The 21,624-nt window shown below is 67.5% G+C and carries 19 protein-coding genes and 3 pseudogenes; 11 read left to right on the top strand and 11 right to left on the bottom strand.

All coding sequences use genetic code 11. The features are described 5' to 3' along the window. Positions 1–28: 28 nt before the first annotated feature. Both ACTXG5_RS00375 and ACTXG5_RS00370 read right to left on the bottom strand, forming a co-directional pair. Positions 29–1,267 (bottom strand): PPE family protein, encoded by a 1,239-nt coding sequence (locus ACTXG5_RS00375; RefSeq protein WP_445161821.1) that lies wholly within the window; start codon positions 1,265–1,267, stop codon positions 29–31. Positions 1,268–1,426: 159 nt separating this feature from the next. Further along, positions 1,427–2,104: a GntR family transcriptional regulator gene (locus ACTXG5_RS00370; protein ID WP_445161820.1), complete on the bottom strand. Its 678-nt coding sequence runs from the start codon at positions 2,102–2,104 to the stop codon at positions 1,427–1,429. A gap of 142 nt (positions 2,105–2,246) precedes the next feature. Here ACTXG5_RS00370 and ACTXG5_RS00365 point away from each other — a divergent pair, with 142 nt between their 5' ends. Both ACTXG5_RS00365 and ACTXG5_RS00360 read left to right on the top strand, forming a co-directional pair. Then, positions 2,247–3,281, top strand: coding sequence for a cupin (locus tag ACTXG5_RS00365; protein WP_445161819.1), 1,035 nt, complete (start codon positions 2,247–2,249; stop codon positions 3,279–3,281). Positions 3,282–3,328: 47 nt separating this feature from the next. Beyond that, positions 3,329–4,336, top strand: coding sequence for a VWA domain-containing protein (locus ACTXG5_RS00360; protein ID WP_445161818.1), 1,008 nt, complete (start codon positions 3,329–3,331; stop codon positions 4,334–4,336). Positions 4,337–4,346: 10 nt separating this feature from the next. Here the strand turns inward: ACTXG5_RS00360 and ACTXG5_RS00355 are convergent, their stop codons facing one another. From ACTXG5_RS00355 to ACTXG5_RS00345, 3 genes are all read right to left on the bottom strand, one after another. After that, on the bottom strand, positions 4,347–5,330 hold the full coding sequence (locus ACTXG5_RS00355; RefSeq protein WP_445161817.1) for a VWA domain-containing protein: 984 nt from the start codon (positions 5,328–5,330) through the stop codon (positions 4,347–4,349). A gap of 88 nt (positions 5,331–5,418) precedes the next feature. Then, the gene (satS, locus tag ACTXG5_RS00350) at positions 5,419–6,762 is read right to left on the bottom strand and encodes a protein export chaperone SatS (protein WP_445161816.1); all 1,344 of its coding nucleotides are present in this window, start codon (positions 6,760–6,762) and stop codon (positions 5,419–5,421) included. A gap of 93 nt (positions 6,763–6,855) precedes the next feature. After that, positions 6,856–7,758: an alkaline phosphatase family protein gene (locus tag ACTXG5_RS00345; protein WP_445161815.1), complete on the bottom strand. Its 903-nt coding sequence runs from the start codon at positions 7,756–7,758 to the stop codon at positions 6,856–6,858. A gap of 103 nt (positions 7,759–7,861) precedes the next feature. Here ACTXG5_RS00345 and upp point away from each other — a divergent pair, with 103 nt between their 5' ends. Then, positions 7,862–8,566: a uracil phosphoribosyltransferase gene (gene upp, locus ACTXG5_RS00340; RefSeq protein ID WP_445161814.1), complete on the top strand. Its 705-nt coding sequence runs from the start codon at positions 7,862–7,864 to the stop codon at positions 8,564–8,566. Here the strand turns inward: upp and ACTXG5_RS00335 are convergent. Together ACTXG5_RS00335 and ACTXG5_RS00330 are read right to left on the bottom strand one after the other, a co-directional pair. Further along, positions 8,487–9,974 (bottom strand): annotated as a pseudogene (locus ACTXG5_RS00335) (phospho-sugar mutase); the annotation flags it as partial. The gene upp and the pseudogene ACTXG5_RS00335 overlap by 80 nt on opposite strands. Before the next feature lie 15 nt (positions 9,975–9,989). Then, the gene (locus ACTXG5_RS00330; RefSeq protein WP_445161813.1) at positions 9,990–10,796 is read right to left on the bottom strand and encodes a purine-nucleoside phosphorylase; all 807 of its coding nucleotides are present in this window, start codon (positions 10,794–10,796) and stop codon (positions 9,990–9,992) included. Between the two features lie 97 nt (positions 10,797–10,893). On the opposite strand from ACTXG5_RS00330, the gene ACTXG5_RS00325 reads away from it, so the two are divergent. The 4 genes and pseudogenes from ACTXG5_RS00325 to ACTXG5_RS00310 all read left to right on the top strand — a co-directional run. Beyond that, a complete protein-coding gene (locus ACTXG5_RS00325) occupies positions 10,894–11,502 on the top strand; it encodes a cutinase family protein (RefSeq protein ID WP_445164624.1) in 609 nt (202 codons plus the stop codon). Between the two features lie 50 nt (positions 11,503–11,552). After that, positions 11,553–12,737, top strand: coding sequence for a M20 family metallopeptidase (locus ACTXG5_RS00320; RefSeq protein WP_445161812.1), 1,185 nt, complete (start codon positions 11,553–11,555; stop codon positions 12,735–12,737). Next, positions 12,734–13,912: a M20 family metallopeptidase gene (locus ACTXG5_RS00315; RefSeq protein ID WP_445161811.1), complete on the top strand. Its 1,179-nt coding sequence runs from the start codon at positions 12,734–12,736 to the stop codon at positions 13,910–13,912. The genes ACTXG5_RS00320 and ACTXG5_RS00315 overlap by 4 nt, the downstream gene beginning before the upstream one ends. Positions 13,913–14,125: 213 nt before the next feature. Continuing rightward, a pseudogene (locus ACTXG5_RS00310) lies at positions 14,126–14,389 on the top strand (YbaB/EbfC family nucleoid-associated protein); the annotation flags it as partial. A gap of 68 nt (positions 14,390–14,457) precedes the next feature. Here the strand turns inward: ACTXG5_RS00310 and ACTXG5_RS00305 are convergent. Beyond that, positions 14,458–14,937 (bottom strand): gamma-glutamylcyclotransferase, encoded by a 480-nt coding sequence (locus ACTXG5_RS00305; protein ID WP_445161810.1) that lies wholly within the window; start codon positions 14,935–14,937, stop codon positions 14,458–14,460. A gap of 91 nt (positions 14,938–15,028) precedes the next feature. Here ACTXG5_RS00305 and ACTXG5_RS00300 point away from each other — a divergent pair. From ACTXG5_RS00300 to ACTXG5_RS00290, 3 genes and pseudogenes are all read left to right on the top strand, one after another. Continuing rightward, positions 15,029–16,506: pseudogene (locus tag ACTXG5_RS00300) on the top strand (NAD(P)H-quinone dehydrogenase); the annotation flags it as partial. Between the two features lie 54 nt (positions 16,507–16,560). Continuing rightward, positions 16,561–18,267 carry a glycerol-3-phosphate dehydrogenase/oxidase gene (locus ACTXG5_RS00295; RefSeq protein ID WP_445164623.1) on the top strand — a complete coding sequence of 569 codons (1,707 nt, stop codon included), beginning with the start codon at positions 16,561–16,563 and terminating at the stop codon, positions 18,265–18,267. Continuing rightward, a complete protein-coding gene (locus ACTXG5_RS00290) occupies positions 18,264–19,127 on the top strand; it encodes a pseudouridine synthase (RefSeq protein ID WP_445161809.1) in 864 nt (287 codons plus the stop codon). Before ACTXG5_RS00295 ends, ACTXG5_RS00290 begins: the two co-directional genes overlap by 4 nt. Before the next feature lie 2 nt (positions 19,128–19,129). Here the strand turns inward: ACTXG5_RS00290 and ACTXG5_RS00285 are convergent, their stop codons facing one another. Then, positions 19,130–19,330, bottom strand: coding sequence for a hypothetical protein (locus tag ACTXG5_RS00285; RefSeq protein ID WP_445161808.1), 201 nt, complete (start codon positions 19,328–19,330; stop codon positions 19,130–19,132). 80 nt (positions 19,331–19,410) lie between these two features. After that, complete coding sequence (locus tag ACTXG5_RS00280) at positions 19,411–19,731, bottom strand: DUF732 domain-containing protein (protein WP_445161807.1); 321 nt, start codon at positions 19,729–19,731, stop codon at positions 19,411–19,413. A gap of 202 nt (positions 19,732–19,933) precedes the next feature. On the opposite strand from ACTXG5_RS00280, the gene ACTXG5_RS00275 reads away from it, so the two are divergent. Beyond that, complete coding sequence (locus tag ACTXG5_RS00275; protein WP_445161806.1) at positions 19,934–20,851, top strand: alpha/beta hydrolase family esterase; 918 nt, start codon at positions 19,934–19,936, stop codon at positions 20,849–20,851. A 16-nt stretch (positions 20,852–20,867) separates the two neighbouring features. Here ACTXG5_RS00275 and nei2 read toward each other — a convergent pair whose 3' ends face one another. Continuing rightward, positions 20,868–21,623, bottom strand: a complete 756-nt coding sequence (gene nei2 / locus ACTXG5_RS00270; RefSeq protein WP_445161805.1) for an endonuclease VIII Nei2 — start codon at positions 21,621–21,623, stop codon at positions 20,868–20,870. Position 21,624 lies beyond the last annotated feature (1 nt).

Genomic DNA, 21,624 nt, shown 5'->3' with positions numbered 1-21,624 from the left:
AGTATATCGAGGGGCTCCGACAAACGCCCTACCCCAAAGCGGCCGCCGCGACTTCGCCTTCGGTGAGGCGGCGGGCCCAGTCGGCGAGCCCGTCGGCGTTGAATTGGGGTTGGATTCCGGCGGTTCCGGCCAGGCCGGGTGAGCTGGCCGCCGTGGCCAATGCGGGTAGCGGGCTGACCGCGGTATAGGTGACGGTGCCGGAGACGTTGGTGATGGTCGCGCCGGCGAAGCCGGCGATGCCGGTGGCGGTGTTGGCGGCGCTGGTGGTGAGGCTTGTTCCCGGGCCGAGGATGACGGAGCCGGCATTGAGGGTGCCCGTGGACCCGACTATGGGAAACAGGGGGGTGGAGGTGAGGGTGACGGGTGTGGGGCCAACGGTGATGAGGCCGGGTGTGACCGCGACACCCCCCTCCGACCATCCAGGGCCGGCGAGGAAGAGGGTGCCGGGCTGCAGGGTGATGGAGGCAGCGTTGGTGGCGTGGACTAGGAAACCGCCGGCGATGTCGTTGGGCGACAACAGGACCGAGCCGGCGTTGACCGCCATGGTGGTGCTGTTTCCGACGGAGATGACGCTGCCCGGAGACACGTTGGCGGATTGGCCGGGCGGGAGGGAGATGGTGTAGTCGGGGGGCTGGGCCGTGATGTTGGTCGACACCTGCTGCACCAGGGATTGGGTGCGGGCGCTGGTCGTCTTACCCACGGTCTGGGCCATCGCGCGGGCCTGATCACTCTGCCCGGCCTGGTTGGTGGTCTGCGGCGGCTCGTTGAACGACGTCAGGGTGCTCACGGTCGTCGAGTCGGCGGCATAGGTGTACATCGCGGTGGCATCTTGGATCCACATCTCGCCGTACTGGGCTTCGGTGGCCGCGATCGCCGCGGTGTTCTGTCCGAAAAAGTTGGTCGCGATCAGCGCCATCAGCTGGGCGCGGTTGGCTGCGATCAGCGGTGGGGGCACTGTCATCGCGAACGCCGCCTCATAGGCCGCTGCCGCCGCATACGCCTGCGCCGAGGTTTGGACGGCCTGCGCGGCACCGGAGTTCAGCCACGCCACATAGGGTGCGGCTGCGGCAGCCATCCGCATCGACGACGGGCCAAGCCACGTCTGCCCGGCCAACCCCGAGATTTCCGAAAAGTAGCCGCTGGCAGCCGATTCCAGCTGAGCGGCCGTCGCATCCCAGGCCGCCGCGGCGGCCAGCATCGGGCCCGAACCGGGACCGGCATACATGCGAGCGGAGTTGATCTCTGGCGGTAGCAACCCAAAATCCATGGCGTCGTTGCCTTTCGTGGGCAGGGTAAAGCGCCGAAGCGCCGTCGGTTAACCCCCGCCCGAAGAGGGTGACCTAGTAGGGATTTTTAGCACGGCAGAACTCGGATTTGGACGGTTTTGGCGCGAGCAGGCGACCGTGTCGGCCCGGGCTCCGACAAGTCAGAGCAGCGACGGATCGACGGCGAGGCCGATCGCGCGCACGGTACTGGCGAGGTGGGTCTGCACGGCCTGCAGCGCGCCCGGGAGATCGCCGTCGCGCAGCGCTTCGGCGATGCCGAGATGCTCGTGCAGAATCGTCGTCACCCGATCCGGTTCGCGCAGCGACGATTCACCGATCATCCGCATCTGACGGTCGCGCAGCGACGAGTAGAAATCCGACAACATCCCGTTCCCCGACTCGTCCAGGGTGATGGTGTGGAAGGCCCGGTCGGCGTCGACGAATTCTCGCCAGTCGGCCGCGGCCGCGGCGTCGCGCTGGCGCGCCAGCGCGCCCGACAACCGCTCGAACACTGCGGCGCAGGCGGCGGGACCCCGTCCGACCACCTTCCTGGTGGCGAACTGCTCCAGCACCAACCGGGCCTCGATGACCGAGCGGACCTCGTCGGGCGAAACCGGGACAACGAGAGCCCCGCGCTGCGGATACAGCCGCAGCAGACCCTCGGCCTCCATTCGCAGGAAGGCCTCGCGCACCGGCGTTCGTGACATCCCCAGCGTGCTGGCGATGTCACCCTCGCTGATCAGCTCGCCGCCGGGAAACGCTCCGGTGAGCACCTGCGTCTTGACGTAGTCCAGCGCGCGGTCCTTGGCCGTGCCCGGCCGGGAGTCCTTTGCCGCCACGTCGCCCCTTCTGGTAGCTAAGTCGTATCTCAACTGCGTCTATGACGGTACACCAAGCCAGTCTACCTGCTGGGATTGACACTAAGATACAAGATAGATACGATTCAAACACAAGATGCACCCAGTTTTAAGGAGACGCGCAATGTCCACTGCGAACCCAGCCCAGACAGTGGCAGTGAACCTGGACCCGACGATTCCCGCGCCGATGACCAACGTGGCCGAGTACGGATTCGAGGGCCGTTTCGCCGACTGGGCGGACGACGCCTGCTACTTCGAGTACTCCAAGGCCGCCAATCCGATCGGGTCTGGATTTGCGCCGCAGGTTCCAATTACCCAGTTCGGGCCCGACGTGTACATGGATCAGCCGACCGGTGTGGTGCCGCTGGATCTGTCGACGGAGCTGGGCATCACGACCGGTGCGGCGACCAGTCCCGCGCTGCTGGCCAACTTCCTGCGCATCCGCGCCGGCGAGCAGATCGACACCAGCCCCAACGCCACCTCGCAGCTGTACTACGTCCTCTTCGGGCACGGCTTCGCCGCGGTCAACGGCCAGCTGGTCAAGTGGGAGAAGGGCGACTTCCTGACCCTGCCCGCGGGTGCCCGCTCGGTGTTCTACGCCGACTCCGAGGCGGCCATGTACTGGGTGCACGACGAGCCGCTGCTGCGCTATCTCGGGGCCGAAGCGCGCGAGCCGAGGTTCCGGGCGACCAAGTTCCGCCGGTCGGACGCGGTGTCCAAGCTGGCGGAAATCGCCTCGCGTCCCGGCGCCAACGACAAGAGCCGGGTGAGTGTGCTGCTGGCTAACGAGAACCAGGAACAGACGCTGACCATCACCCACGTCCTGTGGGCGATGTTCGGGGTGCTGCCACCGAATCAGCAGCAGCGCCCGCACCGGCACCAGTCGGTCGCATTGGATTTGATCCTCGATGCGCCACCCAGCGGCTGCTACTCGCTGCTGGGCACCCGTCTGGACGAGCACGGCAATATCGTCGATCCGATCCGGGTGGATTGGCAGGCCGGCGGTGCCTTCACCACGCCGCCGGGCATGTGGCACGCCCACTTCAACGAGACCGACAAGCCCGCCCACTTGATTCCCGTCCAGGACGCGGGGCTGCAGACTCACCTGCGCAGTCTCGACATCAAGTTCACCCAGCGTCGCGACCTTGTCGCAGGCTGAACGGGGCGCCGTGCGCCGTTAACAGTGGACGAATACTGTGATTTCACATGAAGTTGCCACTGCTGGGTCCGGTGTCGGTCACGGGCTTTCAGAACGGCTGGTTCTTCCTAGTCCTTCTGGTCGTGCTGCTGGTGATAGGGGTCTACGTCGTCCAGCAATTCGCCCGACGGCGCCGGGTGCTGCGGTTCGCCAACATGGAAGTGCTGGAACGCGTCGCGCCTGCTCGTCTGTCCCGGTGGCGGCACGTCCCGACGATCCTGCTCGCGACGTCGCTGGTGCTGCTGACGACGGCGATGGCCGGGCCGACCAGCCAGGTCCGGATTCCGCTCAACCGCGCGGTCGTGATGCTGGTGATCGACGTCTCGGAGTCCATGGCCGCCACCGATGTGGCTCCGAACCGGTTAGCCGCCGCGCAGGAGGCCGGTAAGCAATTCGCCGACGAGTTGACGCCGGCCATCAACCTCGGGCTGGTGGCATTCGCGGCCAACGCCACCCTGCTGGTTTCTCCGACGACGAACCGCGGCGCCGTGAAAGCCGCGATCGACGGCCTGCAGCCGGCGCCGAAAACCGCGACTGGCGAAGGTCTGTTCACCGCGCTGCAGGCAATTGCCACGGTCGGTGCGGTCATGGGCGGCGGCGACGGTCCGCCACCGGCACGCATTGTGCTGGAGTCCGACGGCGCCGAGAACGTCCCGCTGGACCCCAACGCTCCGCAGGGAGCGTTCACCGCGGCGCGGGCGGCCAAGGACCAGGGCGTGCAGATATCGACGATCTCCTTCGGTACGCCCGACGGCACCGTCGTCTATCAGGGCGCCACCATCCCGGTTCCGGTCGATGATCAAACCCTGCAGGAAATCTGCAAGATCACCGACGGCCAGGCGTTCCATGCCAACAGCCTCGATTCGCTCAAGGAGGTCTACGGGACGCTGCAGCGCCAGATCGGCTACGAGACCGTGAAGGGCGACGCGAGCCTGGCGTGGATGCTGCTCGGTTCGGTCCTGATGGCCGGCGCGGTCTTGGCCGGGCTGTTCCTCAACCGCAGACTGCCCGCCTGAGCGATCGGGATCAGGCCGGCAGTCGCCGGTTGATCAACAGCGCCAACACCGTGGCGATCAAGGCGGTCAGCACACCGAGGCGCAGCCAACCGGAACCGCCGGGCCCGGCCACGATGCGATACCCGATCTCGTTCTGGATGTCGTTGTAGTCCTTGTTGAGCTCGGCGAGATTAGCCGCGGTGTAGGACTGTCCGCCGGCCAGCCGGGCGATCGTCTTCATCTGGTCCGCAGAGACGGGGACATTCACTCGCACCCCGTCCAGGCTGATGCTGCCGGTCGGGGTGCCGAACGAGATCGTCGAGATGGGCACGCCCTTGTCCTTGGCCAGGCGCGCGGCGGTGTAGGCGCCGTCGTGCGGATCACCGGGATCTGTCGGCCGGTTCTCGCCGCCGTCGGACAGCAGCACAATCCGGGCCGGCGGCGGAGTGTCCCCGCCGGCGATGTTGATCGCGTCGATCGCATGCAGCGCGGTGTAGATGGCTTCACCGGTCGCCGTGCCGTCGCCGAACTGCAGCTTCGGCAGGGCATCGATGGTGGCCTGGTGCTGCGGGGTCGGCGGCACGAGCAGGTAGGGCGTTCCCGCGAACCCGACGAGTCCGAGGTTGATACCCGGCGTCAGCTGAGCCGCGAACTTGCTGGCGGCTTGCTCGGCGGCCTTGAGCCGGTCGGGCTCGACATCGGTTGCGCGCATGGATTGCGAATTGTCGATCACGAGCATCACCACGGCGCGGTTGCGCGGGATGCGCATGTCGTGGGTCGGGGTGGCCAGCGCGATGGTCAGCAGCGCCAGGCTGAGCAGCGACACGGCAATCGGCAGGTGTCGCCACAACGACTGGGGCACTTCAGCATCGGTGTACCGGCGCAGCCGGCGCCGGCGCCGGCCCTGGACGAGGATGTAAACGGCGAGCAATGCCAGCGGGATCAACCCGAACAGCAACAGGGCCGGACGCTGGAATCCGTACAGCGGCAGCGGTCCGATCACTGGAAGCGACATTCAGTTCACCTCCCCGTCGGGCCGCCCTGGATCGCCGGCGGACGCTGCCGCCAGTAAAGAGGAGACTCGATGGCCCGTCAAACGGGTGCTATTCGCGCCGGAGTCGCGAATCGACGAACTTTTCCAGTTCCTCCCATTCCCGCACCGCCGCCGAATACGGCGACGCGGGCTTGCCCACCGAGCCGGGCTCCAACACGTAGGCCACCAGCTTGCCCAGGGGCCGGCCCGGCTCGAGGGTCTTGTCGACGGTGCTCTCCTCGGAGTAGTCACCGATGTCGCGGAGCAGCTCGACGGCCAGGTCGAGCTGGTCACGATCCACGGCGTCGGGCCCGTCGGCGAAGTCATCGGCCAGCCCGCTGAGCACGTACACGTTCTCGTCGGTGACCTCCACGGCCAGGGACCCGTCGGTCGCGGCGGTACGGATGTCGTCGTAGGTGCTCAGATCCGACAGGTCATGGTCGTGCTCGTCGGCCAGGTAGCGCGCCAGCGTCCGCTCGGAGCTGAACACGCTGATCCGTCCGTTGCGGCCTAAGAAGATCGGGCGATCGTCCAGGTAGCAGCGCAGCGTGTAGAACGTGCCCGAACTCGTCATGATGCGGACCGGGTCGATACCCACCTGGATCCAGAAGTCCTCGTCACTGCCCAGCACGGCGGTGTCGCCGGGCGCGCGCTCCTCGACTTCGTCCGCCGCGGCGTCCTCTTCGTCCTCGTCCTCGTCGGCTTCGTCGTCGGTGGCTTCGTCGGCGTCTTCAGCCTCATCGTCTTCGGCTTCGTCGGCCTCATCGACGGCTTCGTCGTCGGACTCGTCCTCGGTGTCTTCTTCGGGCTCGTCACGTTCTTCGGCGAGTTCGTCGGCGGCCTTTTCCGCCGCCGCCGCGTCGACCTCGGGAGTGCTGATGACGCCGTCGATCGCGCTGATCACGTCGTCCCAGCTGCGCCCGATGATCTCGGCGATTGAATTCCAGCGTTTGCCGCCCGCCTTGCCGGTGAAGTGGTCAAACCCACCGGACACCGTGCCCAGGGTGGGGTTGCCGTTGAAGAACTTCGACACCGCCGCCAGCTCGCACACCGATCCGATCGACGACACGATGGCCAGCGCGGCGGCCAGGGCGGCCACCGACTCCTCGGTCGGCTTCTCGGCCACCAGCTCCTCGACGGCGACCAGGTCGAACTGCTTGTCCTCGACGGGGTCGAGACTGTGCGCGTGCGCCGTCGTCAGGTCTTTCCACGCCGGGTGATCGACGAGGTCGTTGTCGGCGTCGGACCGCACGAACGCGACGAGATCGGCAACCTCCTCGAAGGCATACAGGTCGTCGTCCTTGCCCAGGAACGCCTCCCATTCGTCGCCTGAGTCGCGCCAGCGCGGTGCCCACACGGTGTAGCGGTCCCCGTCGGACAGGCTCAGACGGATGGGGACGAGGTCAGCAGCCATGCGGCACAGAATAGCGACGGCCAACGAAGCCGCCGGGCCCGGTGGCCGCTACGCCCGGTGACGGCGAGCGCCGCAATGGCGCCGGGCCATCGATTACGCACCCCAGATGCTGGCGATCGGGGGAGCTTGAGCCGCATTGCCGGTCTTGGGCAGCCCGTACATCTGCTCGATGGTGGACAGCACGTTGTAGTGGCTCATCTGCTCGCTGTAGGTGCCCGGTTGGACATGTGCGCCGTAGATCACCGTCGGGATCTGGTTGTGGCTGCTTGGCGAACCGGATCCGTCGTCCTCATCCCACGTCACGATCAGCAGGCTGTTGTTGGCCACCGCCCAGTTGGCGTACCCGGACAGCTGCCGATTCAGCCAGGCGTCGCCCTGCGCGATCGAGCCGTCGTGCATGTTGTTGTCGTTGTTGGGAATGACGAACGAGACCGTCGGCAGGCTGTCGTAGTTGCCCATCGGAAATGCGGAGAACGGCACCGAATTCGCCGGCGGCACATTGGTGAAATTGGCCCACGGCACATGCTTGCGCGCGTACTTGCCCGCGCTGCACGCGGGGGAGCCGACGGCGGGCAGGTCTTCGGCATAGCCGATGAATGTGTAGCCGGCGCCAAGCAATTCGGATGCCATGTTGGGAGCATTGCCGGCGTTGACCGGGCACGAGTCCTTCGTCACCCCAAATGTGTTGCCGGCAAAGAGCGCCAAATAGTTCGGCTCGCTGGGGTGGGTTTCGGCGAACGACTTGACCATGTTCGCGCCATGGGCGGCAAGGGCATTGATGAACGGGTTCTGCGGGCTGCCGATGATGTGGCCCTCAGAGCGGTTCTCTTCCACCACGATAACGATGTGCGCGGGCCGCGGCAGCGCGGCAGCGGCGATCACGCGAGGAGCCAACGGGGTGGCCGCCAGCCACGCGAGCGCCACCGCGCCGGCCACCACGAGGGCGCGGCACGCCCAGCTGATCATCCTTCTGGGACTTTGAATCTCGCGAAACACCCGGGGAGCATATGAGCCCGAGTGTGCGACCGACGGCAGGCGCGCGAGCGTGTCAGCAGCACTTTAGCCAACCGAAGTCGGATTGTTATATACCCTCGAGTGAATGGAAGTGCGCGTGGTTGATCACCCGTTGGCCGCAGCCCGGCTGACGGCGCTGCGCGACGAACGCACCGATGCGGCCGGCTTTCGGGCCGCGCTGCGCGAGCTGACGCTGATGCTGGTTTACGAGGCCACCCGGGACGCGGCCAGTGAGCCGGTCCGGATCCGGACGCCACTGGCCGAGACGTTCGGGAGCCGACTGGTCAATCCGCCGCTGCTGGTTCCGGTGTTGCGGGCCGGGCTGGGGATGGTCGACGAGGCGCATGCCGCGATCCCGGAGGCCGAGGTCGGGTTCGTCGGCGTCGCCCGCGACGAGGAGACCCATCAGCCGTTTCCGTACATGGAATCGTTGCCCGAGAAGCTCAAAGGCCGACCGATCATGGTGCTTGACCCGATGCTGGCGACCGGCGGGTCGATGACGTACACGATCGAACTGCTGCAGGGCCGTGGCGCGACCGATATCAGCGTGCTCTGTGTGGTGGCCGCGCCGGAAGGCCTTGCGGCAGTGGAGAAAATAGCGCCGAACGCGCGAGTGTTCACCGCGGCCATCGACAAAGGGCTCAACAAGTCGGCGTTTATCGTGCCGGGTCTCGGCGATGCGGGCGACCGCCAGTTCGGGCCCCGCATTTTTACCAGTGCTCCACCGAAGCGACCAACTCCGCGCGTAGCGCATCGGCATAAGTCCGGGAAGAAGTCAGGTCGTCGGTAGCCGCGCAGCGAATCTCCAAGTAGCACTTCAGCTTCGGCTCGGTCCCTGAAGGCCGCACCACCACCCTGATCGAGGTGTTGTCGTCACCGGCGGTGAAGATCAGCGCGTCGCCGATATCGTTGGTGCTCGCCGTGAACCCGGCCAGCTTGCCGGGCGGGGCGTTCCGCAGCCGCCGCATGAATTCGGCGGCCTCGGCGCTGTCGGCGACCCGGCGCGACACCGCCGCAACCGTGTGCACGCCGTATCGCCGGGCGAGTTCGTCGAGCACGTCGGGTATCGAACGGCCCTGCTGTTTGCGCGCGGCGACCAGGTCGCACACCAGCACCGCGGCGCTGATGCCATCCTTGTCGCGCACCGCGGCCGGGTCCACGCAGTGGCCGATCGCTTCTTCGTAGGCGTAGACCAGGCTGCCGCCAGGCACGTTCGAATCGGCGCGCGCCAGCCATTTGAAGCCGGTGAGGGTCTCGACGTGGACCGCGCCGTAGTGGGCGGCGATCTCGGCCAGCATTCGGGAGGACACCACCGTGCTGGCAACCACGGCAGCGTCCGCGCGCTCGTGAGACAGGAGGTAATCGCCTAGCAGCCAGCCGGTTTCGTCGCCGGACAGCATCCGCCATCCCGTCGCGGTGGGTATGCCCACCGCGCAACGGTCGGCGTCGGGGTCCAGGGCAATCGCGATGTCGGCCTCGACATCGGCGGCCAGAGCGAGCAGCGCGTCGGTGGCACCGGGCTCCTCGGGGTTCGGAAACGCGACGGTGGGGAAGTCGGGGTCCGGCGCGAACTGGCCGCCGACCGTGTGCACCTGCTCGAAGCCGGCGCGGTGCAGCGTCTCGACGGCCACCGCGCCGCCAACCCCGTGCAGCGGAGTCAGGACTACCCGCACCGAACCGGCGGCGCGCCGCACCCCGGCCGCCCGTTCGACGTAGCGCTCGACCAGGTCGGTCTCCGCGGGTGCCACCGGTTTTCGGGCGATCTGGCCAGCGGGAGGGGCTGTCGCCATTGCGGTTTCGATCTGAGTGTCGGTGGGAGAGATGATCTGTATGCCGCCGTCGAAGTACACCTTGTAGCCGTTGTCGGACGGTGGATTGTGTGAGGCCGTGATCTGGATCCCGGCGGCGGCGCCGGTGTGACGCACCGCGAATGCGACCACCGGCGTGGGCACCGGGACGGGAAACAAAAGCACCGAAAAGCCTTCGGCGGCCAGCACTTCCGCGGTAACCGTGGCGAAGATCGCCGAGCCGTGCCGAGCGTCGCGCCCGACGATCACCTGCGACCCGGCCAGGCCGCGATCGGCAAGCACCTGTGCCACTGCCCACGTGGCACGCGACACCACCGCGACGTTCATGGCGTCCGGGCCGTCGCGCACCGGGCCGCGCAGCCCCGCGGTGCCGAACTTCAATGGTTGTGTCACAACACCATGCCGCTAAATCCGGGCTATCACGGCGGCAAGCAACGCACCGATCCGCGATGCCGACGCGGCCCCGGCGGCCATCACATCGGCGTGACTCAGCGGAGTCCCGGTGATGCCGGCCGCCAGGTTGGTCACCAGCGAAATGCCCAGCACCTCGGCCCCGGCCGCGCGGGCCGCGATCGTTTCATGCACCGTCGACATGCCGACCAGGTCGGCGCCCAATGTCTGCAGCATCCGGATTTCGGCCGGCGTCTCGTAGTGCGGCCCGGGCAGGCCGGCATACACGCCTTCGGCCAGCTCGGGGTCGGCTTCCCGGGCGAGCCGCCGCAGCCGCGAGGCGTAGGCATCCGTCAGATCGACGAACTGGGCACCGACCAACGGCGATCGCGCGGTCAGGTTCAGGTGATCGCTGATCAGCACCGGCTGTCCGACCCGCATGTCGGTGCGCAATCCGCCGGCCGCGTTGGTCAGCACCACGATGCCGGCCCCGGCCGCGCAGGCCGCCCGGACCGGGTGCACGACGTGGCTGAGGTCATGGCCCTCGTAGGCGTGCACACGCCCGGCCAGCACCAGCACCCGGTGCTCACCGATGCGGACCGACAACAGCTCACCGGGATGGCCGGCCGCGCGCGGCGGTGCGAAGCCGGGAATCTCGGCCTGGGGCAGCACGACGTCGGGGGAGCCCAGCTCGGCAAGCGCCGGCGACCATCCGGAGCCGAGAACGATCGCGACGTCGTGCTCGGCTATCCCCGTTAGCTCGCGGATGGAATGCGCCGCGCGTCGCGCGAGTTGAAGAGTCTCGAATGCAACGTCGGTCACACTGTGCGAGCTTAGCTTCGCTATATATGTCAGGATTTCCCGCATGAGTTTTAGTAGGTGGCCGATTGTCGGCGCGCTCGTTGCTGTAACGGTCTCGATGGCCGCGCTCGTCGGTGGGCCGGCACCGAGGGCGGGAGCAGATTGTCCCGACGTCCAACTCATCTTCGCCCGCGGTACCAACGAGCCGCCCGGCTTGGGTGTCGTGGGTGATGCGCTCTTCGCCGCGCTGCAGCCCGCCCTGGGCGGACGCAACTTCGACAACTACGCGGTGAACTATCCGGCCAGCTACAACTTCCTGCAGACCGGCGACGGCGCCAACGACGCCCGCGATCACATCGCAGCGATGGTCGACCAGTGCCCGGGCACCCACCTGATCCTCGGCGGCTTCTCGCAGGGCGCCGCCGCCGTCTCGATGTTGGCCGGGGTGCCGCCGCTGGGCAACACCATCGGTGAGTTCGGGTCGGCTCCGGCGCTGGACCCCGGGCTGGCCAGCAAGATCAGGGCGGTCGCGGTGTTCGGCAATCCCGGCAACCGGTTCAACACCCCGCTGTCGACGGAGGGCCAGTTCGCCGGCCGGGCCATCGATCTGTGCAGCCCCGGCGATCCGGTCTGCGTCGTCGGCGGTCGCGATCGGGAAGCGCACCACGACTATTCGATACCGCCCTACCCCGGCCAGGCGGCGAGCTTCATCGCCGGACGGGTATAGCGGCCGCCGGGGCGGTCAGCCGCGGCTTCGGTCGGTGAGATACTGCGAGGATGCCCACCAACACCGCATTGGACAGCGTCGAGGACGCAGTGCGGCGTCGTGGCGTCGATCTTGTCGAGCTATCGCACGCAATCCACGCCGAACCTGAGCTGGCCTTCGCCGAGCATCGGAGCTGCGCCAAAACGCTGGCACTGGTGGCCGAGCGTGGCTTCGAGGTCACCCCGGCACCCGGTGGCCTGGACACCGCGTTCCGCGCCGATTTCGGCAGCGGACCGCTGGTTGTCGGCGTCTGCGCCGAATACGACGCCCTGCCCGAGATCGGACACGCCTGCGGCCACAACATCATCGCTGCGTCGGCGGTCGGGACCGCGCTGGCGCTGGCCGAGGTGGCCGATGAGCTGGGCCTGACCGTGGCCCTGCTCGGCACGCCCGCCGAGGAGGCAGGCGGGGGCAAAGCACTGCTGCTGGAGGCGGGGACGTTCGACGACGTCGCTCTGGCGGTGATGCTGCATCCCGGGCCGACCGACATCGCCGCGGCCCGCTCGCTGGCCTTGTCCGAGGTGGTCGTGGACTACCGCGGCAAGGAATCGCATGCTGCCGTCGCCCCGTATCTGGGCGTCAACGCCGCCGACGCCATCACCGTCGCGCAGGTCGCCATCGGCGTGCTGCGGCAGCAACTAGCGCCCGGCCAGCTGGTCCATGGGATCGTCACCAACGGCGGACAGGCGGTCAACGTCATCCCCGGCCACGCGACATTGCAGTACGCCATGCGGGCGGCCGAACTTGAGTCGCTGCGGCAGCTGGAGGGCAGGATGTTCGCGTGCTTTGCCGCAGGCGCGCTGGCCACTGGCTGCGAATACGAAATCAACACGCCGTCACCGGCATACGCCGAGCTGACACCCGACCGATGGCTGGCCGAGGTTTGCCGCAACGAGATGCGCCGGCTAGGGCGTGAGCCGGTCGCACCCGAAATCGAGGCGGCGCTGCCGATGGGCAGCACCGATATGGGCAACGTGACGCAGGTGCTGCCGGGCATTCACCCGGTGATCGGTGTCGAGGCCGGTGGCGCCACGGTGCACCAGCGCGCGTTCGCCGCTGCCGCCGCCGGTCCGAGCGCCGACCGCGCGGTGGTCGAGGGCGCGGTCATGCTGGCGCGCACGGTCGTTCACCTCGCCCAGGACAGCGCCGAACGGGACCGGGTATTGGCTGCGGTGGAACGCCGGGCCGGCAGATGAGCCTGGTTGACGCCGCCGAGTCGTGGCTGGCCGCCCACAACGACGACATGGTCGAGTGGCGCCGGCATATCCACCGCTATCCGGAGTTGGGGCGGCAGGAGTACGCCACCACACAATTCGTCGCCGAGCGGTTGTCCGACGCGGGCCTGAACCCCAAGGTGCTGCCCGGTGGTACCGGACTGACCTGTGATTTCGGGCCGGAACATCAGCCCAGGATCGCGCTGCGGGCCGACATGGACGCGCTGCCGATGGCCGAGCGGACCGGCGCACCCTATGCCTCGACGATGCCCAACGTCGCGCACGCCTGCGGGCACGACGCGCACACCGCGATCCTGCTGGGCACCGCGCTGGCGCTGGCGTCGGTGCCGGAGCTGCCGGTCGGGGTGCGGTTGATCTTCCAGGCCGCCGAGGAGCTGATGCCCGGCGGCGCGATCGACGCCATCGCCGCCGGAGCCCTGACCGGGGTATCGCGGATCTTCGCCATGCACTGCGACCCACGGCTGGAGGTCGGCAAGGTCGCGGTCCGGCAAGGCCCGATCACCTCGGCGGCCGACCAGCTGGAAATCACGCTGTATTCGCCGGGCGGGCACACCTCCCGACCACACCTGACCGCCGACCTGGTCTACGGGCTCGGCACGCTGATCACCGGACTGCCCGGGGTGCTGTCCCGCCGCATCGACCCGCGCAACAGCACGGTCTTGGTGTGGGGTGCGGTCAATGCCGGTGTGGCCCCCAATGCCATCCCGCAGAGCGGTGTGCTGGCCGGCACCATCCGTACCGCCAGCCGGCAGACCTGGGTCGGGCTCGAGGTGCTCGTCCGTGAGGCCGTGACGGGCTTGCTGTCGCCGCTGGCGATCGAACACACGATGCAATACCGGCGCGGGGTGCCGCCGGTGGTCAACGAGGAGATCTCCACCCGCATCCTGACCCACGCGATCGAAGCCGTCGGCCCCGACGTGGCCGCTGACACCCGGCAATCCGGCGGTGGCGAAGACTTCTCCTGGTATTTGGAGGAGATTCCCGGCGCGATGGCCCGACTGGGCGTGTGGTCGGGTGAGGGGCCGCAGTTGGATCTGCACCAGCCGACGTTCGACCTTGACGAGCGGGCCCTGGCGATCGGGCTGCGGGTGATGGTCAACATCATCGAGCAGTCGGCCGCAATCTCTGCGACGTAAGCGGCTCAATGCGGGACGGTGAGCCGTCCCATCTCCACGAAGATCACCAGCTGCTTTGTGCTGCCGAAATGCCCGAAAGACCAGGCCGTCCGGTCGGTCCCGTTGGGGCACTAGTTGAGGGGCTTGCACTCAGTGTAGTCATGTGTCTACACTTCCGTCCATCGCACTGTAGGCAGTTGACTACAGTCCCGGGTTCAAGGAGCTGGACGACACATGACCACTGAGTTCCATGACGTGTTGCGGCACGCACAGCACATTCAGTCCGCAGTGGACCAGCAGCTGTTTGCGCTCAACGCCAGATCGTTCAGGGGCACCGACGAGGCCCTGACCGTCGCCGTCACCGTCGACGGACGCCAACGGCTCACCGGTCTGCAGATCAAGGACGATCTGCTGCTGTTAGGCGCCGAAACGGTCGCGCAGCGCATCAACGAGGCGATTCTCGAGGCGCAGGCAGCCGCGACAGTGGCCAACGGGGCAGCTCAGGAACGGCTCTTCGAATTGATGGACGACGCCGCCGGTTCCGTCAAGGATGTACTGGGCTCCGCCTACGCGGTAGTCCCCGGGCCGATGTTGCGGGCCGGCCGAGTCCGCAGGTCATGGACGTATGCTGCTGGCGCGCCGGCGATTTCGGCGGCATCAGCCATCACGCCCAGGTACCGCGCCGACGGCAGTCCGCCCTCCCAGGCGTCGACAACGTAGAGCCACGCCAGCACCGGATCGGTGGTGGTGTCCGACGAGAGGCGCTCCACCCGGCATCTGATCTTCTTGTGAATTTCGAACTCGGAGCCCTCCCAGTGGTCCAGGCTCATCTCGTCGGCCGGCGTCATGTCGTAGAGCACGACGAACACCTTGGCGTCGGGATCCTCGACGACGCTGGCCAGTGCTCCCTCCCAGCCGATGTCTTCGCCGCCGAAGGTCAGCCGCCACCCGTGCAGCCAGCCCGTTCCTGCCATCGGGGAGTGGGGTGCACGCTTCTGCATCTGGTCCGGATGCATGTTCGACCCGTAGGCGGCGTAGATCGGCACGCAGAAAGCTTAAACGGCGGATGGTCACTCGGTATTCATCCGACGGTTCGACGGGGTGCGGGGGGTGCCGTGGTCCGGATAGGTTAGGGCCGTGGTGACCCGCATCGTGATCATCGGTGGAGGCCCGGCCGGTTACGAAGCCGCGCTGGTGGCCGCCACGTCACACCCCGATACCACCGACGTCACCGTGATCGACTCCGAAGGCATCGGCGGCGCGGCCGTGCTGGACGATTGCGTGCCGTCCAAAACGTTCATCGCCTCGACCTGGCTGCGCACCGAACTGCGGCGGGCACCCCGGCTGGGCTTCGACATCGACATCGACGACGCGAAGATCTCGCTGCCGCGGATCCACAAGCGGGTCAAGGCGCTGGCCGCCGAGCAGTCCGCCGATATCACCGCCCAGCTGCTCGCCCAGGGTGTGCGTCTGGTCGCGGGCCGGGGCGAACTGTGCGACTCCACGCCCGGCCTGGCCCGGCACCACATCAAGGTGACCGCCGCCGACGGCACCGTCACCGAACACGAGGCCGACGTCGTGTTGATCGCCACCGGCGCCAGCCCGCGGGTGCTGCCGTCGGCCCAGCCCGACGGCGAGCGCATCCTGACCTGGCGGCAGCTTTACGACCTGCGGTCGTTGCCCGAGCACCTGATCGTGGTGGGCTCCGGCGTCACCGGCGCCGAGTTCGTGCACGCCTACACCGAGCTCGGCGTGCCGGTGACGGTGGTGGCCAGCCGGGACCGGGTGCTGCCCTACGAGGACGCCGACGCCGCGCTGGTCCTGGAAGAGGCGTTTGCCGAACGCGGCGTGCAGCTGTTCAAGAACGCCCGAGCCGAATCGGTGGTCCGCACCGACAACGGTGTCCTGGTGACGATCACCGACGGCCGCACCGTCGAGGGCAGTCACGCCCTGATGACCATCGGGTCGGTGCCCAACACCGGCGGGCTCGGCCTGGAACGCGTCGGCATCGAGCTGGGGCGCGGCGACTACCTGAAGGTAGACCGGGTCTCGCGCACCTCGGTGCCCGGAATCTATGCGGCCGGCGACTGCACCGGTCTGCTGCTGCTGGCGTCGGTCGCGGCCATGCAGGGCCGGATCGCGATGTATCACGCGCTGGGCGAAGGGGTGAGCCCGATCCGGTTGCGCACGGTCGCCGCGACGGTGTTCACCAGGCCCGAGATCGCCGCCGTCGGGGTGCCGCAGACCATGATCGACGACGGCTCGGTGCCTGCCCGGACGGTCACGTTGCCGTTGCGGACCAACGCGCGCGCCAAGATGTCGGGGTTGCAGCAGGGTTTCGTCAAGGTCTTCTGCCGGAAGTCCACCGGCGTGGTCATCGGCGGCGTGGTGGTGGCGCCGATCGCCTCCGAGCTGATCCTGCCGATCGCCGTGGCCGTGCAAAACCGCATCACCGTCAACGAGCTGGCGCAGACGCTGGCCGTCTACCCGTCGTTGTCCGGTTCGATCACCGAGGCCGCTCGACGGCTGATGGCACACGACGATCTGGACTGACCGCGACGCGTCCGGCACCCGACGAACTAGCCTTAGTGGAGCACGCCCTACTGACGAGTAACACGGACATCGAATTCCCCAGTGAGGAGTCCTTCGTCGTGAATGATCCGGTTTCCATGCTCGGCCCGCAGCAACGCGCCGCGTTCTGGGAGCGACTCGGCACCGAACAGTTCGACGTCGTGGTGATCGGCGGCGGCGTGGTGGGCTCCGGGTGCGCCCTGGATGCCGCCACGCGCGGGCTCAAGGTCGCCCTGGTCGAGGCGCGCGACTTCGCTTCCGGCACCTCGAGCCGCTCGTCGAAAATGTTCCATGGCGGGCTGCGCTACCTCGAGCAACTCGAGTTCGGGCTGGTGCGCGAGGCGCTCCATGAGCGTGAGCTGTCGCTGACCACGCTGGCGCCGCATCTGGTCAAGCCGCTGCCGTTCTTGTTCCCGCTGACCCATCGGTGGTGGGAGCGTCCCTACACCGCGGCGGGCATCTTTCTCTACGACAGCCTCGGCGGCGCGAAATCGGTTCCCGCGCAAAAGCATTTGACGCGCGCCGGCGCGCTGCGGTTGAGCCCGGGGCTGAAGCGCAGCTCTTTGATCGGCGGGATCCGCTACTACGACACCGTTGTCGACGACGCCAGGCACACGATGACGGTCGCGCGCACCGCGGCGCATTACGGCGCGGTCGTCCGATGCTCCACCCAGGTGGTCGCGCTGCTGCGCGAGGGCGACCGGGTGATCGGGGTCCGCGTGCGCGACTCCGAAGACGGCTCGATCACCGAGGTTCGCGGCCACGTCGTGGTCAACGCGACCGGGGTGTGGACCGACGAGATCCAGGCGCTGTCCAAGCAGCGCGGCCGGTTTCAGGTGCGTGCCTCCAAGGGCGTGCACGTGGTGGTGCCGCGGGACCGGATCGTTAGCGACGTCGCGATCATCTTGCGCACCGCGAAGTCGGTGATGTTCGTCATCCCGTGGGGCAGCCACTGGATCATCGGAACCACCGATACCGATTGGAATCTCGACCTGGCCCATCCCGCGGCCACCAAGGCCGACATCGACTACATCCTGCAGACCGTCAACCAGGTACTGGCAACCCCGTTGACCCACGCCGACATCGACGGGGTGTACGCGGGGCTGCGGCCGCTGCTGGCCGGGGAGAGCGAGGAAACCTCCAAGCTGTCCCGGGAGCACGCCGTCGCGGTGCCCGCGCCCGGTCTGGTCGCCATCGCCGGCGGCAAGTACACCACCTACCGGGTGATGGCCGCCGACGCGATCGACACGGCGGTGCAGTTCGTCCCGGCCCGGGTTGCGCCGTCGATCACCGAAAAGGTGAGCCTGCTGGGCGCCGTCGGCTACTTCGCCCTGATCAATCAGGTCGAACACGTCGGCGAACTGGTGGGCCTGCACCCGTACCGGGTGCGTCATCTGCTGGACCGCTACGGCTCGCTGATAGACGAGGTGCTGGCGCTGGCGGCCGATCGTCCGGACCTGCTGAGCCCAATCAAGGAGGCGCCGGGCTACTTGAAGGTGGAGGCCGTGTACGCCGCTGCCGCCGAAGGTGCCCTGCATCTCGAGGACATCCTGGCCCGCCGGATGCGGATCTCCATCGAATACCCGCACCGCGGCGTCGATTGCGCTCGGGAGGTCGCCGAGCTGGTCGCTCCCGTGCTGGGGTGGAGCGCCGGGGACGTCAATCGTGAGGTCGCCAACTACACCGCACGGGTAGAGGCCGAGATCCTGTCACAGGCCCAGCCCGACGACGTGTCGGCCGACGAGTTGCGGGCCAGCGCGCCCGAAGCGCGCGCCGAGATCCTCGAGCCGGTTCCCCTCAATTGAGGCCCGCACCGCTTCCGGTGCGCGACGGATTGGGGCCCGCGCGGGTACGGCTGCACGGCGGGACAGTGCTGGCCGAGCTGACCGCGCGGTTTGGCGAGCTGGCCCGCGCGAAGGTTCTGGCCGGAGAGGTCGTCGACGCCGACGGTGTGGTGATCGACGAGGCCACCGTGCTGGCGGCCGGGGCCAGTGTCTACCTGTATCGGGACCTGCCTGATGAGGTTCCGGTGCCGTTCGACCTCCCGGTGCTCCATCGCGACGACGACATCGTGGTCGCGGACAAGCCACACTTTCTGGCCACCATGCCGAGGGGCAGTCACGTCGCGCAGACCGCCCTGGTGCGGCTGCGTAAGGAACTAGCGTTGCCAGAGCTGAGCCCCGCCCACCGGCTGGACCGGCTGACCGCCGGGGTGCTGCTGTTCACCACTCGGCGCGAGGTGCGGGGCGCCTATCAGATGCTGTTCGCCCGCGGTCTGGTGGGCAAAACGTATCTGGCCCGCGCGGCGGTCGATCCGGCCCTGGTGCTGCCGCGGGTGGTGAAAAACCGCATCGTCAAACGCCGTGGCCACCTGCAGGCGGTCATCGAGCCGGGCGTGCCCAATGCCGAGACGCTGGTGGAGCTTTTATCTCCCGATGGCCGGTACCGGCTGACGCCGCGCACCGGGCGCACTCACCAATTGCGCGTCCACATGGCGTCGCTGGGGTTGCCGATCGTCGGTGATCCGTTGTACCCCAAGGTGATTGATGTACCCGCCGATGACTTCAGCACTCCGCTGGGATTGCTGGCACAGCGCATCGAGTTCGACGATCCGTTCACCGGATCGCACCGTGAGTTCGTCAGCCGCCGAGAAATAGCGGGCTGACCTCAATCGCCTGGCAGTTGGCGGGTTTCGGCGTCCAGAATTCCCTGATTGATGCGATCCGCGACCAGTGGACTGGCTAACGGGGGCGGTGCCCCGCAGGTACAGGTCAACTGGTTGAACGCAATGTCTGCACCGGCCGGCGCTGCCAGCCCAACGGTCGCACCGAGAACGACTGCCGCGCCGATTATTAGCTTCGTGATCATTTCCAAGCCTCCATTTGTTTACCTGGCGTTAAACTTTACACTCAGGCGGAGGCTAAAGGTTGACGGCTCGCCCGTCGGCGTTAGGACGGGGGCGGCGGCGGGGGTGCCGGCTGCGCCGGTGGCAGGTACTTCGGGCAGTAGGCGCGGATTGCCGCGCCGACGAAGTAGCCGGCGTCGTAGTCGGGCAAGCTACTGCTGTTCATCACGTCGACGACGACCTCGTTGGGCGTCATGCCTTCGTCCATGTACTGGCAGACCTTGCGAGCTGCACTGATCGCGGCCGGGACCGAGTCATGGGTGATGCCGTCGGATATCAGGAGTTGTACGAATTTGTCGTCGCTAGCATCGGCGTGAGCGGCAGGGGCTAAGGCTGCTCCGAGCACACCGAGAGACGCGGCCATCGCAACTACAAGCCGGGTACCTGACGGCATGTGTAGGGGGCCGGGCTTGCCAATTTTCACGCTACTCATCATCGCGCATATCGCGATCGTTGCCAACGCGAACGAGTCTGAAGAACGGGTGAACATGTCCGTTTTCAGCGCGGGTACGGGTATGGGGCGCCCGTCCTGATCGCTCCGCAAGCGCGGTCGGTAATTTGACCCCATGCCGTACGAACGATGGTTATCGCTGGCGCTGCTGGCGGTCTGCCTTGTCGGCTGCGGCGTGCGGCAAGTATCGGCGGCCGCCCCTCGCGATCTGTCCGGGACATTCCGATCCGGCGGCATGGACCGGACCTACCTCATGCACGTGCCGCCCGGTGATCCCGTCGGTTTGGTGCTCAGCCTGCACGGCGGCGGCGGCAGCGGAAAGGGTCAGCGGGGTCTGACCGACTTCGATGCCGTCGCCGACGCCCACAATCTTCTGGTCGTCTACCCCGACGGTTACGACAAGAGCTGGGCCGACGGACGGGGGGCATCGCCCGCAGATCGCCGTCACATTGACGATGTCGGGTTCCTGGTTGGGCTGGCCGCCAAGCTGCGCAACGACTACAACATCGCCCCCGGCCACGTCTACGCCACCGGAATGTCCAACGGCGCCTTCATGTCCAACAGGCTGGCTTGCGATCGTGCTGATGTTTTCTCCGCGATCGCGCCCGTGGCGGGCACGCTGGGCATGGGCGTGGCATGCAATCCGTCACAGCCGGTTTCGGTGTGGGAGGCGCACGGGACCGCCGATCCCCTGGTGCATTTCAATGGTGGGGACGTACGCGGTCGCGGCGGGCTGAGCCACTCCATCTCGGCCAAAACCATGGTGGACCAGTGGCGCTCGGTCGACGGATGCGAAGGCGATCCGGTGGCAGAGATATTGCCCAACGTCGGCGACGGCACCGTCGTGCACCGTTATGACTCAACGGCGTGTGCGGCGTCCACCGAGGTGGTCTTCTATCAGATCGACAACGGCGGGCACACCTGGCCGGGCGGCAAGCAGTATCTGCCCAAGGCGGTTATCGGAGCGACCACGCGAGCGCTGGACGGATCGGAAGCGATTGCGCAGTTTTTCCTGGCGCACGCCCGCGATTGACTGAGGCCAAACAGATTTAGCGCTGACAGGACGGGCACCAATAGGCCACCCGCTCACCGGTGTCGTCGACGTTGATGCATGTCCCGCAGCGACGGCAATTTTGCCCGGCGCGACCGTAGACCCACAGCTGCCGGCCGGCGCGAGTGTCGCCGGTGGTACAGCGATTCCAACGAAAGCGATTGGCCCACAGCATGTCCCGGGCTCGGGAGACCAAACGACGCGGGTCGGCGATCGCGCTGACCGGCGCGGTGGGCAGATGTCCGCTGACGAAACACAGCTCGTTGCAGTAGACATTCCCCACCCCGGCCAGCACACGTTGGTCCAGCAGCGCCTCGGCAATCGGCCGGTCCGGGTCTGCGGCCAGATTGGCGCCGGCGACCCGGGCATCCCAGTCCGGGCCCAGCAGATCGGGCCCCAAGTGCGCGACCACCTCGCCGTCGTGGTCGCGATCGAGGATCTCGAGCACTCCGAGGTCCACGCCGACGGCGCGAACGTCATTGGCTTCCAGCACGATGCGGGCCCGGTGATCCACCCGCGCCGGGCGGTTGCCGACGCGCCAGCTGCCCTCCATCTTCAAATGCGAGTGAATGCTGGCCCGCCCCACCCGGATGAACAGGTGCTTGCCGCGGCTGAGCACTTCGTCCACCACGTTGCCGGTGAGGTCGACGGTGGCGAATCGCGGCACCCGGACGTCGCAGCGGGTCAACGTCTGGCCGGCCAGGTGCTCCCGCAGCGTCGCGGCGGTGTGCCAGACCGTGTCACCCTCGGGCATG

The organism is Mycobacterium sp. Dal123C01, assembly GCF_052566995.1.
This window is presented reverse-complemented; position numbering and strand designations above follow the sequence as displayed.

Excerpts from the sequence above, each read along its gene's own strand:
- ACTXG5_RS00375 (WP_445161821.1), bottom strand. The coding sequence starts at position 1,267 with ATGGATTTTGGGTTGCTACCGCCAGAGATCAACTCCGCTCGCATGTAT.
- satS (WP_445161816.1), bottom strand. The coding sequence starts at position 6,762 with ATGGCTGCTGACCTCGTCCCCATCCGTCTGAGCCTGTCCGACGGGGAC.
- ACTXG5_RS00315 (WP_445161811.1), top strand. The coding sequence starts at position 12,734 with ATGAGCCTGGTTGACGCCGCCGAGTCGTGGCTGGCCGCCCACAACGAC.
- ACTXG5_RS00320 (WP_445161812.1), top strand. The coding sequence starts at position 11,553 with ATGCCCACCAACACCGCATTGGACAGCGTCGAGGACGCAGTGCGGCGT.
- ACTXG5_RS00285 (WP_445161808.1), bottom strand. The coding sequence starts at position 19,330 with ATGATCACGAAGCTAATAATCGGCGCGGCAGTCGTTCTCGGTGCGACC.
- ACTXG5_RS00325 (WP_445164624.1), top strand. The coding sequence starts at position 10,894 with ATGGCCGCGCTCGTCGGTGGGCCGGCACCGAGGGCGGGAGCAGATTGT.
- upp (WP_445161814.1), top strand. The coding sequence starts at position 7,862 with ATGGAAGTGCGCGTGGTTGATCACCCGTTGGCCGCAGCCCGGCTGACG.
- ACTXG5_RS00275 (WP_445161806.1), top strand. The coding sequence starts at position 19,934 with ATGCCGTACGAACGATGGTTATCGCTGGCGCTGCTGGCGGTCTGCCTT.
- ACTXG5_RS00355 (WP_445161817.1), bottom strand. The coding sequence starts at position 5,330 with ATGTCGCTTCCAGTGATCGGACCGCTGCCGCTGTACGGATTCCAGCGT.
- ACTXG5_RS00360 (WP_445161818.1), top strand. The coding sequence starts at position 3,329 with ATGAAGTTGCCACTGCTGGGTCCGGTGTCGGTCACGGGCTTTCAGAAC.
- nei2 (WP_445161805.1), bottom strand. The coding sequence starts at position 21,623 with ATGCCCGAGGGTGACACGGTCTGGCACACCGCCGCGACGCTGCGGGAG.
- ACTXG5_RS00295 (WP_445164623.1), top strand. The coding sequence starts at position 16,561 with ATGCTCGGCCCGCAGCAACGCGCCGCGTTCTGGGAGCGACTCGGCACC.
- ACTXG5_RS00365 (WP_445161819.1), top strand. The coding sequence starts at position 2,247 with ATGTCCACTGCGAACCCAGCCCAGACAGTGGCAGTGAACCTGGACCCG.
- ACTXG5_RS00280 (WP_445161807.1), bottom strand. The coding sequence starts at position 19,731 with ATGGCCGCGTCTCTCGGTGTGCTCGGAGCAGCCTTAGCCCCTGCCGCT.